12 protein-coding genes are annotated in these 14,534 nt (G+C 59.7%); 5 read left to right on the top strand and 7 right to left on the bottom strand.

The window, feature by feature from the left end; translation table 11 throughout:
• The first annotated feature begins 7 nt into the window (after nucleotides 1-7).
• Genes DevBK_RS05000 through DevBK_RS04990 form a run of 3 tightly spaced genes read left to right on the top strand, consistent with a single transcriptional unit; the run spans nucleotide 8 to nucleotide 2,097 of the window.
• Nucleotides 8-340: an SUF system Fe-S cluster assembly protein gene (locus DevBK_RS05000; RefSeq protein ID WP_244487030.1), complete on the top strand. Its 333-nt coding sequence runs from the start codon at nucleotides 8-10 to the stop codon at nucleotides 338-340.
• Between the two features lie 54 nt (nucleotides 341-394).
• Nucleotides 395-775: a HesB/IscA family protein gene (locus DevBK_RS04995; RefSeq protein ID WP_061907308.1), complete on the top strand. Its 381-nt coding sequence runs from the start codon at nucleotides 395-397 to the stop codon at nucleotides 773-775.
• Between the two features lie 44 nt (nucleotides 776-819).
• Nucleotides 820-2,097: a 3-phosphoshikimate 1-carboxyvinyltransferase gene (locus tag DevBK_RS04990; RefSeq protein WP_317184667.1), complete on the top strand. Its 1,278-nt coding sequence runs from the start codon at nucleotides 820-822 to the stop codon at nucleotides 2,095-2,097.
• Between the two features lie 3 nt (nucleotides 2,098-2,100).
• Here DevBK_RS04990 and DevBK_RS04985 read toward each other — a convergent pair whose 3' ends face one another.
• Together DevBK_RS04985 and DevBK_RS04980 are read right to left on the bottom strand one after the other, a co-directional pair.
• A complete protein-coding gene (locus DevBK_RS04985; protein ID WP_317184666.1) occupies nucleotides 2,101-3,168 on the bottom strand; it encodes a GGDEF domain-containing protein in 1,068 nt (355 codons plus the stop codon).
• A gap of 122 nt (nucleotides 3,169-3,290) precedes the next feature.
• Nucleotides 3,291-4,688, bottom strand: coding sequence for a DEAD/DEAH box helicase (locus DevBK_RS04980; RefSeq protein ID WP_317184665.1), 1,398 nt, complete (start codon nucleotides 4,686-4,688; stop codon nucleotides 3,291-3,293).
• Between the two features lie 427 nt (nucleotides 4,689-5,115).
• Between DevBK_RS04980 and DevBK_RS04975 the strand changes: the two genes are divergently transcribed.
• Nucleotides 5,116-6,462, top strand: a complete 1,347-nt coding sequence (locus DevBK_RS04975; protein WP_317184664.1) for an MFS transporter — start codon at nucleotides 5,116-5,118, stop codon at nucleotides 6,460-6,462.
• Between the two features lie 6 nt (nucleotides 6,463-6,468).
• Here DevBK_RS04975 and DevBK_RS04970 read toward each other — a convergent pair whose 3' ends face one another.
• Nucleotides 6,469-7,692, bottom strand: a complete 1,224-nt coding sequence (locus DevBK_RS04970; RefSeq protein ID WP_317184663.1) for an MFS transporter — start codon at nucleotides 7,690-7,692, stop codon at nucleotides 6,469-6,471.
• Nucleotides 7,693-8,016: 324 nt separating this feature from the next.
• Here DevBK_RS04970 and mazG point away from each other — a divergent pair, with 324 nt between their 5' ends.
• On the top strand, nucleotides 8,017-8,844 hold the full coding sequence (mazG, locus tag DevBK_RS04965) for a nucleoside triphosphate pyrophosphohydrolase (protein WP_317184662.1): 828 nt from the start codon (nucleotides 8,017-8,019) through the stop codon (nucleotides 8,842-8,844).
• On the opposite strand, the gene hflX is transcribed toward mazG, so the two are convergent.
• The 4 genes from hflX to DevBK_RS04945 all read right to left on the bottom strand — a co-directional run bounded on the left by hflX (nucleotide 8,833) and on the right by DevBK_RS04945 (nucleotide 14,355).
• Entirely contained in the window at nucleotides 8,833-10,200 is a 1,368-nt protein-coding gene (gene hflX / locus DevBK_RS04960) for a GTPase HflX (protein WP_061911582.1), read from the bottom strand. The genes mazG and hflX overlap by 12 nt on opposite strands.
• 8 nt (nucleotides 10,201-10,208) lie before the next feature.
• Complete coding sequence (gene hfq, locus DevBK_RS04955) at nucleotides 10,209-10,460, bottom strand: RNA chaperone Hfq (protein WP_035078721.1); 252 nt, start codon at nucleotides 10,458-10,460, stop codon at nucleotides 10,209-10,211.
• A 185-nt stretch (nucleotides 10,461-10,645) separates the two neighbouring features.
• The gene (locus DevBK_RS04950; RefSeq protein WP_061911581.1) at nucleotides 10,646-12,028 is read right to left on the bottom strand and encodes a sigma-54-dependent transcriptional regulator; all 1,383 of its coding nucleotides are present in this window, start codon (nucleotides 12,026-12,028) and stop codon (nucleotides 10,646-10,648) included.
• Complete coding sequence (locus DevBK_RS04945; RefSeq protein WP_061911579.1) at nucleotides 12,028-14,355, bottom strand: sensor histidine kinase NtrY-like; 2,328 nt, start codon at nucleotides 14,353-14,355, stop codon at nucleotides 12,028-12,030. The genes DevBK_RS04950 and DevBK_RS04945 overlap by 1 nt, the downstream gene beginning before the upstream one ends.
• Nucleotides 14,356-14,534: the final 179 nt, after the last annotated feature.

The raw sequence follows: 14,534 nt of genomic DNA, 5'->3' as shown, positions 1-14,534 counted from the left end.
GCCGACCATGCCCGAAAACCTCGGCGATGGAGAAGTGCAACGCATCACCTCCGATCTGATCGGCGCGCTGAAAACCGTCTATGATCCGGAAATTCCGGTCGATATCTATGAGCTTGGCCTGATCTATAAGGTCGATCTCGATGACGACCGCAACCTGACGATCGACATGACGCTAACCGCGCCGGGTTGCCCGGTGGCGGGCGAAATGCCGGCCTGGGTGGAAAATGCGGCGCGTGGCGTCGAAGGCATCCAGGATGTCACCGTGAACATGGTCTTCGATCCACCATGGGACGCGAGTCGCATGAGCGAAGAAGCACAAGTTGCGTTGAACTGGTGGTAGGATCGCGCGTTCACTGCTATATATCGTGAACTACCGATAAAGGCGGAAGACACCATGGCCTTCAAGATCATGTCCCTGACCGATGCTGCTGCCGAGCGCATCCGTGAAATCATGGAAGATTCCGACAAGCCGGTCATCGGCCTCCGCGTCGGCATAAAGAATGCCGGCTGCGCGGGCGTTTCCTATACGATGGACTATGTCAGCGAGCCGCTGAAGGGTGATGACCACGTTACCGATCAGGGTGTCGATGTCTGGGTCGACCCCAAGGCAACGATGTATCTGCTCGGTACCGTCATGGATTTTGAAGAATCCAAGATGAGCGCTGGGTTTACGTTCAAAAACCCTAACCAGACCGGCGCTTGCGGCTGCGGCGAGAGCGTCACGCTCAAGGCTGCGGATTTGAAGGCTATCGCCGAGGCGCGTGCAACCGCCTGATGGCGATTGCCTCTTGGGGCGCTTTGTCCTAACACCACGGCATCATGCCGAAAACGCTCCCGCCTGCCTACACCATCGTTCCGCCCGGTCGCCCGCTTTCTGGTCGCGTATCGCCGCCGGGCAGCAAGTCCATCACCAATCGCGTCCTGCTCCTCGCGGCACTGGCCGAGGGCACGAGCCGCCTGACCGGTGCGCTCAAGAGCAAGGACACGGTGCTGATGGCCGAGGCGCTGCGGCAGATGGGCGTGACGGTCGAAGAGCCAAACAGCACAAGCTTTCTCGTCACCAGCAGCGGAAAATTGGCAGCGCCAAACGCACCACTGTTTCTCGGCAATGCGGGCACCGCCACACGTTTCCTGACTGCAGCAGTCGCGACCATCGACGGCACTGTTGTGGTTGATGGCGACGAAGATATGCACCTTCGTCCCATCAAACCCTTGGTTGACGCCCTTCAGTCTCTCGGTATCGATGCCACTGCACCAACCGGCTGCCCACCCGTGAACATCCACGGCACAGGCCGGTTCGGGAAGGGCAGGGTGGAGATCGACGCCTCTCTCTCGAGCCAATACGTCTCAGCGCTTCTCATGGCCGCGCCGTTCGGCGAAGGCCCGATCGAAGTCGCATTGGCAGGCCAGGACATCGGCGCCCGCGGCTATGTCGATCTCACGCTCGCTGCCATGCGCGCCTTCGGCGCCAAGTTCGAAGAAACAGCGCCAGGCACGTGGCAGGTCGAACCAACCGGCTATGTGGCGACCGACTTCCACATCGAGCCCGACGCGTCCGCCGCCACCTATCTCTGGGGCATAGAAGCGCTCACTGGCGGCAAGATCGACCTCGGCGTGGCCGCAGATGCCTTTACCCAGCCGGACGCCGCTGCACAGGCCGTCATCGCGCAATTCCCGAACATGCCATCTATCATTGATGGCTCGCAGATGCAGGATGCCGTACCGACCATCGCGGTCGTGGCCGCCTTCAACAACTCACCCGTGCGTTTCGTCGGCATTGCCAATCTACGCGTCAAGGAAACCGACCGCATCCGCGCCGTCGCCAACGAGCTGAACCGCATTCGTCCCGGCCTTGCGATCGAAGAAGGCGATGATCTCGTGGTCTATGCCGATCCGGCGCTGCTTGACGCCGCTCAACGCAATGCGACGTCGCGGATCGAGACCTATCACGATCATCGCATCGCCATGAGCTTTGCGCTCGCGGGCCTTCGCATTGGTGGCGTGACCATTTTGGACCCAGCCTGCACCGGCAAGACTTATCCTGAATATTGGGAAATGCTGGCCAGCCTCGGCGTCGAGCTTAAACCTGCGGAATAAGCCCTACGCCGCCGAGACGCCGGTTTCTGGGGCCTCGGCAAGGTCGGTAATGGTGTTTTCCGTAACGACGCAGTTTCGCCCGGCATGCTTGGCGGCATAAAGGCAACGGTCAGCGCGCTCGATCAGCGAGCCGGCGGTATCTGATGGCCGGAAGGCGGCAATGCCGAAGGACGCGGTGATGCGGCCGAGTTTTTCATTGGTCGAGCGCTTCAGCAATTCCTTGCCATGGATCGCGGCGCGGACATTTTCCGCAACGATCGAAGCGCCGTTGATATCGGTGTTCGGCAGGATGGCCACGAATTCTTCGCCACCATAGCGCGCCGCCAGATCGCGACCCTTGATGTTCGATTTGATCGTCATCGCCACAAGACGAAGCACCTGGTCACCCGTCTGATGGCCGTAAGTGTCGTTGAAACTCTTGAAGTGGTCGATGTCTATGAGGATGAGGCAGAGCGGCCCGCCGGTCTGCCGCGCCTCGGCAATGCCTGCACGGAGCCCCTCGTCAAAGCTTTTGCGATTGGCGATCTTGGTCAGCGGATCGAGCAAAGATTCGCGCCGCACATCGTCGAGATCGCGCTGGAGGGAGGCGATATCTTCGCGGGAGGCTTCCAGCTTTTGTTCGAGGGTGCGGTTGGTATCCTGCATCCGGCGCGTTTCGGCCAAGAGCCGTGTGGCGAGCGCCTTCAGCGCCTCCGGTCCGATATCGCGTTCAAGGTCGCCCTGGGCTGATTGCAGTGAACCGGAATAGGCATTCGCCGTCGTCATGGCGTGGTCAATCGCCGAATGGACAGCCTCGATACGCACCTGCATGCGCTCGGAAACCGTCGACATTCGGTCATTGACGTCGGATTTCAGAAATTCGTTGTAGAGCGTTTCCGCCAAGCTCGCCGATGGCGAGTTGCCCGTCGCGAAAATGGCGTTGATGCGATGGTTGAGCGACGGGTTTACGCCCGTCGCATAGGTATAAAGCAGCTCATAGAACTGCGGGTAGGGTGGAATAGAACTCTTCTTCAAAAGCTCGAGCGCTGCGTTCGCATAGCCCAATGCTCGTGTGAATTCGTGATCCGACACAGCCGTCCCCGCGCCTCGTTGCGCCAACCATCAGCAAATCAGTCTTACGTCAAAGTCATTTACAAGTCATACCAGTCGCAAGACAAGCGCGCTGGTAGCAATTTTCCAACCCGGCCAGTAATTTATTCCGCTTCTTGTTCGGCAATCCGCGCCGAACGAAGCAGAAACGCGGGAATCGGTCCTGCATCACCGAATGGCGATCCGGGCACGATATCGGACGATACCGCTGGCGTGTCTTTAGGCCGCTGCCGACTCTGGCGCCTTGGCGCTGGTTCGCTGGCAGCAACAGGCGCTTCGGCTGGTTCGCCACGGCGGGACGAGCGGCGGCGCGAGGTCCGTGCGGGCTTTTCTTCGCGCGGCTCTTCCTCAGTATCTTGCGACGAGGCCACAGGCGCAACATCGAGGTATTCGATAGGCTTCTGGATCAGCTTGAGAATGGCATCGAGATGCTTCTCGTCGCTGGGTCCGACAAAGGTGTAAGCCGTGCCGGCACGACCGGCGCGACCCGTGCGGCCAATGCGGTGCACATAGTCTTCGGCGTGGACAGGCACATCGAAATTGAACACGTGGCTAACCGCCGGAATATCGAGGCCGCGGGCCGCGACGTCGCTGGCGACGAGCAACGAAAGATTGCCGGATTTGAAAGCATCCAGCGTTTCCATGCGGCTCTTCTGATCCATGTCGCCATGCAGCGAACCGGCGCTATAGCCGTGGCGCTGCAGCGAACGGGCGAGGGTGGCCACGTCGCGCTTGCGATTGGAGAAGATGATGGCGTTGGTCAGCCCTTCGGCTGCATCGATCCGGGCTCGCAGCATGGCGCGCTTCTGATCGGGCCGCGACGAAACTTTCACCAGCTTCTGGTCGATCGTATCAGCCGTCGACGCCGTCCGCGAAACCTGCACGTGTACGGGATCGCGCAGGAATTTCTTGGTCAGGCGCTCGATCTGCGGATCCATCGTCGCCGAGAACAGCATGGTCTGGCGACGCGGCGGCAGGCGCGAACAGATCTTTTCGATATCGTCGATAAAGCCCATGTCGAGCATGCGGTCGGCTTCGTCGATAACGAGGATTTCGACGCCCGTCAGCAGGATCTTGCCGCGATCGAATTGGTCGAGCAGACGACCTGGTGTCGCGATCAACACGTCGACGCCGCGATCGAGCTTCTTGTTCTGGTCCTCGAACGATACGCCGCCGATGATCAGCGCCATCGAGAGGCGATGGTTTTTGCCGTACTTTTCAAAATTCTCCGAAACCTGCGCCGCAAGTTCGCGCGTTGGTTCGAGAATGAGCGTGCGCGGCATGCGGGCCCTGGCGCGCCCTGCTTCGAGCAGCGTCAGCATGGGCAGAACGAACGAAGCCGTCTTCCCTGTGCCGGTCTGCGCGATGCCGATCAGATCCTTCTTCTGCAGAAGGTGCGGAATGGCCTGCGACTGAATTTCAGTCGGTTTTGTATACCCCGCAGCGGAGACTGCGTCGGTAACTTTGCTCGAAAGGCCAAGGCCAGAAAAATCGTCTGTCAACGTCAGAGAATCCACTCAGCGTGTCATCCGGGAAACGGGCCGGAGCGAAATGCTCGGGGCGGCTTACCGCGGAAATCAAATGCAAAGCCCGTGTCGGGGTCCGTGGCCCAAAACCCAACACTTCGGCAGACCGAAGCCCTAGTAAACGCGAGCAATAGTGATACTTGCGCCCAGTAAATATTTGAGCCCGGTCGAACCTTGCGGCGCGGACCATAGCGCAAAGCCCTTGAGTGTCAACGGTCTTGGCCTATTTTAGCTGCTTTGGTGAATGCCGCCTGACCACGAAGACTTCGTGCCAAAGACAGTTCAACGGCTCGGCGTGTCGAAAGCGAGGCCTCACATTCGTCTTGGGAGAGACGCTGACACGATCTGTCAGCCGGGATAATCTATCTTTGGCAAAGACGATCAGACTTCAGGGAGGATGATCATGCGGCCTTTCCACCATCTGCTGGCGAATAATCTTGTCGCCAATATCACCGATTTTACCTTGTGGTTCGCGGTGACGTTTTGGGTCTTCCTCGAAACACAATCGGTTTTCGCCACGGGCATGGTGGCCGGGATCTATCTGGTCTTCACCGCGGCCTTTGGCTTCTGGTTTGGCTCGATCGTGGACCATAATTCCAAGCGCCTGAGCATGCTCGGCTCGAGCCTCGCCTCAGAAGCATTTTACCTGATCGGGTTCATCCTGGTGCTGACCGAGCCGGAGGGCGCGTTTCGCGATCCCTATGGAATATATCTCTGGGCGTTTATTTTGACTGTCATGCTCGGCGTGATTGCCGGCAATATCCGCTCCATTGCCTTGCCAACCTTGGTGACCATTCTCATTCCGGAACCGGAGCGCGATAAGGCCAATGGTCTGGTTGGCATGGTGTCGGGCATCGGATTCCTGACGACCTCGGTGATCTCGGGTCTGTTCGTGGCCTATGGCGGCATGCTGGGCGTGTTGGTTCTTGCGCTCTCGGCGACGGCTCTTGCCTATCTGCACCTGCTATTCGTGAAAATCGATGAGGGCAGGGCGCCTGTCGAAGGCGATCAGCCGGCAGAGCCCAAGCGTGTCGATATCGCTGGCACGATAAGAGTCATTGCAGGCGTGCCCGGACTTTTCGCGCTGATCTTTTTTGCCACCTTCAACAATTTCCTCGGCGGCATCTTCATGGCGCTGCTCGACGCCTATGGCTTATCGCTGGTTTCGGTCGAGGTATGGGGTCTCCTGTTTGGCTTGTTGTCGACGGCGTTCATCGCCAGCGGGATCATCATTTCCAAAACCGGGCTCGGCAAAAATCCATTGAAGACACTGCTGATGGTCAGTGCGATTACCTGGGCGGTCTGCTGCGTGTTCACCTTGCAATCCTCCATCTGGCTTCTGGCCGCTGGGTGTTTCGTCTGGATGCTGCTTGGGCCATTTGCTGAAGCTGCGGAGCACACGACGCTGCAAAAAGTGGTGCCTCTCGAGCGCCAGGGCCGCGTCTTCGGATTTGCCCAATCAGTTGAACAAGCCGCCTCGCCATTGACGGCATTCCTCATCGGGCCGCTGACACAGTTCGTCGTTATCCCGTTCATGACGGATGGGGCAGGGGCTGCGACGATCGGGTCTTGGTTCGGCACGGGGCCAGCGCGCGGTATTGCGCTGGTCTTTACGATCGCCGGCTTCGTCGGACTTCTCGTCACCATCCTCGCGTTCAATTCGCGCTATTATCGCCAGCTCTCGGCGGCGTATCGCAACAACAAGGATGATGATGAGGATGGCGGGACGGCTGTCGCCAATCCCACCTGAACGAGACTAGGCCGGGACAGCCTCTGCCGGCGGCTCATCGACGCTTTTGGGCGGGAACGCTAGCGCCAGCGCGGCGCCGGCAAGCCCAACAGCGGCCGAAGCGACGTAAAGCCAATGGTAGTCGCCAAAAGTATCGAACAGCCAACCGCCGCCGACCGGACCAAAGGCCATGCCGATCGACGACGTCATGGTAATGCCGCCAAGAACGGTGCCCATGACAGTCGGCCCAAAATAGTCCCGGGCCAGCACCGAATAGAGCGGCATGACCCCGCCATAGACCATGCCGAGCACGGCAGCCAGCATATAGAATTGCTGCAACTCGCCGACATAAATATAGCAATAAATGCCGACCGATTGCAGCGCCAGGCCGCCGACGATGACGCGCTTCACGCCGATCTTGTCAGCGAGCACGCCGAAGATCAGGCGGCCGAACAGCCCCGCAACGCCTTCGACACTGTAAATGCTGGCTGCCGCAAGAGCCGAGGCGCCGCAAAGCATAGCGTAGCTCACGGTGTGAAAAATCGGCCCGGAATGTGCCGCACAGCACAGAAAGAACACGCCGGCGAGAATAAAGAATTGCGGCTTGCGGAAGATCGCCGACATATTTGTCGGAGCCGGTTCTGCTGGCGCAACATCGCTGCCGGGCGTTAGCGCGGCCATGCTGGCGGCAGGCGCGCGCCGGATCAGGAAGGCAGCCGGGACGATCAGCGCCGTCGCAGCGACCGCCGTATACATCATCGCATCGCGCCAACCGATCACGCCGATCAGCACAGTCGCCAGTGGCGTTATAACCATGGGCGCGATGCCGCCGCCCAGCGACACAAGCGAAACGGCGAGGCTACGGTTCTTATCGAACCAACCCAAAGTGGTCGCGATCAACGGCGCGAAAAACGCGCCGCCCGATGCGCCGACCAATCCGCCATAGGCGATCTGGAACACCAGGAGGCTCGTCGCTCGGCTGGCCACGAACAATCCGAGCCCGAGCATGACCGCCGCGATCAGCACTACGGGCCGCGCGCCGATGCGATCCGTCAATGTGCCCCACAAAAATCCGGCAACGCCCATGACGACGAAGCCGATGGTCATGGCGCCGGAAATGCCGGCCCGCGTCCAGCCGGTTTCGTCAGCGATAGGCTGTAGATAGACTGGCAGGGCAAACATGGCGCCCATTGCCAAACAGGTGATGACTGCGCCTGCAGCGACAATCACCCAACCATAGTGCCGTTCCATTCCGAAGGTCCTCCACATGGAATATGCCTTCAAGACGAACGAGAGCGCCCAATTTCGACGCGAGCAAGCAAATAGTTTGAGTAGAGGTTGGCTCGAGGAGATAACTGATGCGCGGCCTGCGATGGTTTGTTCGAAGAGGCGAAGCTTCACGCGAGCACATCGAAATGAGCAATTCAGAGCCAAATAACTGAGAAACCAGCAGTTTCACAGATCAAAGTTCCATAATATATATTATGCGAATGAAGTGCGCTTGGCTTTTGGGTGACGGCCCCCCGCCTTTGATGTAACGACGCCGAGGTCGATCCACCTTCCTTGGAGCCCAGCATGCAACCGTCTCGCGATATCGCCCGGCTCATCGAGATCATGGCGGCTTTACGCGACCCCGTATCTGGATGTCCTTGGGATCTGGAGCAGGATTTTTCGACGATCCGGAACTACACGATCGAGGAAGCCTATGAGGTTGCCGATGCGATCGAACGCCAGGATTTTGACGATCTGCGCGAGGAGCTCGGCGATCTGCTCTTACAGCCGATCTTTCACGCCCAGATGGCAAAGGAAGCGGGACACTTTGAAATTGGCGATGTGATTTACGCCATCACTGAAAAGCTCATTCGCCGCCATCCGCACGTCTTTGGCGATCAAACCGCCGATAGCGCCGCCGGAGCTCAGGTCAGTTGGGAAAGCGTCAAAGCGGCGGAAAAGAAGGCGAAGGCCGCGCGCCAGGCGGCCAAATCATCTTCGGCGATTGACGATGTGCCCCAAGTGCTCCCTGCCCTGACGCGTGCAGAAAAGCTCACGAAAAAGGCCGCGAAAGTCGGCTTCGACTGGCCAGATTTTGGCTCCGTGATGGCAAAGGTCAGCGAGGAACTGGCAGAGGTCGAGGAGGCCAAGGCCGCCGCCGATCCGTCCGCCGTACACGAGGAAATCGGCGATCTTCTCTTTGCGATCAGCAATTTGGCGCGCCACGCCGGCGTTGATCCGGAAGCCGCACTGCGCGACGCCAATGCCAAGTTCACGCGGCGATTCCACTATGTCGAGGCCCGCTGCCGCGAGGATGGCGTTGCAGCCCCCGACGCCGGTCTTGAGCGGCTCGACGCTTACTGGAACGAGATCCGCGCTGCCGACAAGCAGAAAGCCCCGTCAGAGATCTGACAAGGCAATCCGGCCGTTGAACCGCTCCAGAAATGCTGCCTTGTGCCGGGGATCGACACGCACGACGTAGTCTTGACCCTGTTCGGTCGGCTCATCGCGCGAAATGACTTCGGCATTGCCATGCAGCCAACCGATATCGCTGCCGGCGCTGTGTGGCACATGGACGTGGTAGGTCCGGCTCTGCTCACCAAGGGACCGCTCGATCAGTTCGAGCAGTTCCGTGATGCCCGCGCCGGTATGGGCAGACACCGGCATGCTCGCCAGCACATTGCCTGCCGGCGCAGCTGAAGCCAAGGTCAGCTGCGGCTCTTCGAGCAGATCGATCTTGTTCCAGACCTCGACCACAGGCGTGTTTTCCGACGACACACCAAGCTCGTCGAGCACGGTGAGCACATCTTCAGCCTGAGCGGCATGATCGGGATTGGCTATGTCGCGCACGTGGAGAATGATATCGGCGTCCACGACCTCTTCCAGCGTCGCGCGGAACGCGGCCACAAGGTCGTGCGGCAGGTCCGCAACGAACCCGACCGTGTCGCTCAGCATCACCTCGCGGCCATGCGGCAATTCGATCTTACGCACCGTCGTATCTAGCGTCGCAAAGAGCAGGTCTTCGGCAAAGACCCCTGCCCCCGTCAGCCGGTTGAACAGCGTCGATTTGCCGGCGTTGGTATAGCCAACGAGCGCCACGACCGGGATCGCCGCGCGAGTACGCTGCTGCCGCTGCTGTGCGCGCGTTTTCTTGACCTTATCGAGCCGATCTTCGAGCAGAACGATACGATCGGTGATCTGCCGACGGTCGCTTTCGATCTGCGTTTCGCCGGGGCCACCCATAAAGCCTGTGCCGCCGCTGCCACGCTGGCGTTCAAGGTGGGTCCAGGAACGCACAAGGCGCCCCTTCTGGTAATTGAGATGGGCGAGCTCGACCTGCAAAACGCCTTCGCGTGTCGCGGCGCGTTCTCCGAAAATTTCGAGGATCAGCGCTGTTCGATCGAGCACCTTGGTGCCGGTTTCGCGTTCGAGATTGCGCTGCTGGATGGGTGTGAGCGCCGCATCGACCAGCAGAAGCTCGATATCTTCGGCCTTTACCTTTTCAGCAAGGGACTCGACATGGCCGCCGCCCAGGTAAGTCGCGGGCCGGATTTCCCGGACCTTCATGATCTCGGAAAATTTGATATCGAGGCGAATGGCCTCTGCCAGACCCTCGAATTCGGCCTTGCGGGACTCGATGCTGTGGTTGGACGATTTGCCCCTCACATCAGGGCAGACGAGGCCAGTGCGCGTGGGCTGCTCTTGCCTGTCGATATAGGGTTTGGGGCCGCCTGGGTGGCGACCATCCTCCTCGTCGAAATCGTCCATATGATCCGTCAGTCGTGGTCGTTGTTTTGTTCTGGATCGAACAGCTGGATTGGCGCGCCCGGCATGATCGTCGAGATGGCGTGCTTATAGACCAGTTGGGACTGCGCGTCACGGCGCAGCAACAGACAGAAATTGTCGAACCAGGTGATCACACCCTGCAACTTGACGCCATTCACGAGAAAGATCGTGACGGGCACCTTCTGCTTGCGAACGTGATTAAGAAAGGAATCCTGCAGATTTTGCTGCTTCTCGCTGGGCATTTAGGCCTCTTTGCCGCGGCATTTATTGTCGCTGTTATGTCGCAATCGCTTGCGTCCGAATATCACGAAAACTGCCGCCCAGTCGTCGTCCATCCGGAATTATGATACAATTACAACTATGCCACACATCCCCGTCTCTGCCTACCCGCAGCGGATGCATGGCACACTGCCGATTTAGTGCGCCATCACAGCCCTAGTGACTTGATCTTGCGGTGTAAAGCGCTGCGCTCCATGCCCACAAACTCCGCCGTCTTGGAGATGTTTCCGCCAAATCGCTCGATTTGCGCGAGGAGATATTGGCGCTCGAACACTTCGCGCGCATCGCGGAGCGGCAAGCTCATGAGGTGCGCCGAGGTGTCGGTGTCGCCAACCGTCGGCAGCACCTCGCCGATGTCCGAAGGCAGCATGGTCGCAGTGATGACGCCATTCTCCGGCTGCTGATCCTTCATCAGGATGAGAAGCCGCTCGATGGAATTGCGAAGCTGGCGCGCATTGCCCGGCCAGTCCTGCGCCTGCAGAACAGCGATGGCGTCTTCCCCGATGCTGATGCGCTGCAGGTTATGCATGCGGCAGATCTGCTCGATGAAGACGCTGACCAGCGGCGGAATATCCTCGCGGCGTTCCTTGAGGGGCACAAGCTGAACCGGCACGATGGCGAGCCGATGGAAAAGATCGGAGCGGAATTCGCCGCCCTCGGTCAGCGCCGAAATATTCTGCGAACTGGACGAAATGATGCGCACATCGATTGGTACAGCTTGGGCACCGCCCACGCGGTTGAACCGGTTTTCAACCAGCGTGCGCAACAAGGCGGTCTGTACTTGCGGCGGCAGTGTGGTCACTTCCGACAGATAGAGCGTGCCACCATGTGCCCGCTCGAGCGCGCCCACCTCGACCTGCAGAAGTCCCGACTTGTCCCTGGCTTCCCGCCCGAACAGCACCACGGACACCTCATCGGGCGCGTAGAGCGAAGCGTTGATCTCCACAAAGGGAGCGTCGCTGCGCGGGCTGCGCTGATGGATCAGCCGCGCCACTAGGCCCTTGCCGGCGCCGGACGGGCCCGCAATGAAAATGCGCGAATTGGTCGGCGCTGACTTCTCGATCAGGCCGCGGATTTGCTGGAGAGAGGGGGAGTTACCGACCATGTCGGCATTTTTTCCAGCCGAACGCTCCTTGAGCTCGGCCACTTCGCTCCGAAGCCGCGTGGCTTCCATCGCCCGCTGGGTTACGTGGAGCAGCCGGTCGATCTTGAATGGCTTTTCGATATAGTCGTAGGCGCCACGCCGGATGGCCGAAACCGCTGTTTCGACATTGCCATGGCCCGAAATCATCACCACCGGCATGTCGGGATGCTGGCTCTGGAAGACGTCGAGCAGCTGCAACCCGTCGAGGCGCGAGCCCTGCATCCAGATGTCGAGGAACACGAGGCTTGGTCGCCGTCGCGCAATTTCGTTGAGCCCGCTGTCGGCGTCGTGCGCCTGTCGCGTGTCGAAGCCTTCATCCTCTAGGATACCGGCGATCAGATCGCGAATATCGTCTTCGTCGTCGATGATCAGAATGTCTAGTGCCATTACTCGTGAACAATCGCTGGCATCAGCGATTCCTCCTTCTGGGGCAATTCAGAGCCGCGCTCCGGATTGTCCTTCTCGTTGGTCTTTTGTGGGGCACGCAGTGGCAGCGTGAATGTCACGCAAGCCCCCACCCTGCCCTGTTCATCAGGTTCAGCGTCGATCAGTTCAGTTATGCCGCCATGTTGTTCGATGATGCGCGCAACGATGGCGAGACCCAGGCCCGTGCCTTTTTCCCGAGTCGTCATGTAAGGCTCGAGCAGCCGCTGGCGGTTTTCCGCCGGCCACCCCTTGCCATTGTCAGATACCGACACCCGGGCGTGATTGCCCTCATAGTGGGCTTCCACTTTTATCGTGGGCTGCCAGTCGGCCCCCAAATCCAGCCCTTCGAATGCCTCGACCGCGTTTTTGATCAGATTGGTGAGGGATTGCGACACGAGCCGCGTGTCGAACCAGGCATAGACCGTGTCATCCGGCAATTCGGTGACAATTGCAACTTCCGGCAGCCGAACGCTTTCGAGAAACACAGCTTGCCGGATTGTGTCGGATAAGTCAGCCACCTCGGGCGCTGCCTCAGGCATGCGCGCAAAGGCGGAGAACTCGTCGACCATCCGCCCGATATCGCCCACCTGCCGCACGATCGTATTGATGCATTTGTCAAAAACATCGCGATCGTCTTCGAGCTTGGCGCCATAGCGCCGCCGCAGACGCTCGGCCGAAAGCTGGATTGGCGTCAGCGGGTTCTTGATTTCATGCGCAATGCGGCGCGCAACGTCGGCCCAGGCGCTGGTACGCTGCGCCGATTCAAGTTCGGTAATGTCGTCGAACGTCAGCACATAACCCTTGGATTCGGTAATCGACCCTTCGCGGGTGAGCTGGATCTGGTAGATGCGCCGGTTGGTTTCGTTGCCAAGCTGGATCTGGTCGCGCACCTGCCCGCGCCGCGCCGATTTCGCTTTGTCGATGGCCGGCGCGATTTCGGGAAGGATGTCTTCCATTCGCTCGCCCATCATCTCGATTTCGGAATGCCCCAGCATTTCACAGGCACGCGCATTAGCCAGCGTGACCGCTCCGAACGGATCAAGCCCGATAATCCCCGCCGACACGCCCTCCACCACGGCCTCGGTGAACTGGCGGCGCTTTTCGTTGACCTCGTTGGCCATCAGCAGCTCTTCGCGCTGCGTCTTGAGCTGCTGCGTCATCCGGTTGAAGCCATTCGAGAGGTCGCGGAGATCCCCCCGTCCCTCTTGCACCGGTACGCGCACATCGAGATCTCCGCCACTGACGCGGCGCGATGCGATCATCAGGTTTCTGATCGGGTCGACGAAACGATTGGCGAGAGCGATGCCGATCCAAAGTGCCGAGAGCAGTAGCACCACCACAAGGCCGACATACATGATGGTGAAGGTGATCTGGAACACCAGCCGGTTCGACGCATATTGCCGATATTCGGTGATATTGTCGTCGGTCAGCCGCATATATTGCAGCACTTCGGCGTCCACAGGCCGCGCCACGAACAGGAACACATTGTCATAGCCGCGCAGCTTGATGATCGAGCCGACGAACTGTGTCGACCCAGGCGCAATCTGCGTCGGTATGCCCTCGACGACGCCCTCCGTCACCCCCGCTGGTGGCTTGGGATAAGACCCGCCCACGCTGATCTGCGCCCGCATGATTTCATTGCCATTGCTGTCGAGCAGCGAGGAAAATGGCAGCGAACGCGTCACGGCAAGCGCGGTCAGAATGCGCTCGAACCGCTGGCGATCCGCAAGATAGGTAGAGTGGGATTGCTCGAGTTCGCTGGCTACCCATATGATGTCGTCGCGCAAAACCTGGGCGTGTTCGAGCATATAGGAGCGCGCGACAAGCCGGCTGCTCTCCACCATCGACCGGGTGCGATCCGAGAACCACTGATCAAGGCCCTGGTTAAGCGCAATGGTGGCCACGATGGCCACGAGAATGGCCGGGATGCCGGCCACGACGGCAAACATGGCGACCATGCGGACCTGTAGCGCCGAGCCCGGCTGCTTTTGCATCCGCGCCTGAAACAGCAAGACTGCCTCGGTGACCACCAGCGCAAGCACCAGCAGAACGAGCAGTCCCGTGACGACCCAGATGATCGTCCAGACCTCGGCCGATGGCTCGATATTGGTCGTGCCCGAGAGGATCAGGAACGACACCGAAGACATGAGCACGGATGCAAAGACGACAAGGAAGCCGAGCACACGCAATGGCCCATTCCCCTCGCCGGAGAACAGAGAACGCTGATCCGCCGTCCGCGCCTTGGTGTCGGCTTGTGCGGCTATGTCATCGCTGACCAACTCAGTCATGCACTAATCGGTTCGCTCCGGCTTGTTGTGGCAATACCTGCAGCACGATCAAAGCGCGGCACACGGCATCCTAGGCAGCAAAGCCTGACTGAAATCGCCGCACCCTTCAAGATAATTGTTGCCGAAATGTGACACTGCCCCGTGAGCTGGGGAAATCCTCCGGCTGGACAAGTCCGGCA

This window comes from Devosia sp. BK (assembly GCF_032907385.1).
GTDB lineage: Bacteria > Pseudomonadota > Alphaproteobacteria > Rhizobiales > Devosiaceae > Devosia.
Note: the sequence above shows the minus strand (reverse complement) of the source record. Positions and strands in the feature narration are given on the sequence as shown.